This is a genomic window from Hoskinsella mucinilytica, assembly GCF_045223415.1.
Lineage (GTDB): Bacteria > Bacillota_I > Bacilli_A > Erysipelotrichales > Erysipelotrichaceae > Hoskinsella > Hoskinsella mucinilytica.
Genome location: NZ_JBEQZJ010000150.1, coordinates 1 through 234, shown reverse-complemented (window position 1 = coordinate 234; position 234 = coordinate 1). Strand labels below are relative to the sequence as shown.

Genomic DNA, 234 nt, shown 5'->3' with positions numbered 1-234 from the left:
ATTAATATACGAATTGTGTGATAACCGCTTTTTGTTCGCTCTTGTGCTATGTCGTTATGAATGTAAAAAAGGAGGAGATGGAGGTATTTTATGGAAGATAACATGAAGGAAGATGAGCTGACGATCGATCTTGGTCAATTGTTTCAGCTCCTGAAGAAGAACTTGAGATTGATCATATTGTCAATGGTTCTGTGTGCGGTGGCTGCTTTTGCCATTACTGCATTCCTACTGCCG

General features: G+C 40.2%; 1 protein-coding gene. It reads left to right on the top strand.

Annotated features, from left to right (window positions below; genetic code table 11):
- Nucleotides 1-90: 90 nt before the first annotated feature.
- Nucleotides 91-234, top strand: a 144-nt coding sequence (locus tag UGRO018_RS17920; protein ID WP_416327870.1) for a Wzz/FepE/Etk N-terminal domain-containing protein, incomplete at its 3' end; no start/stop codon positions are given.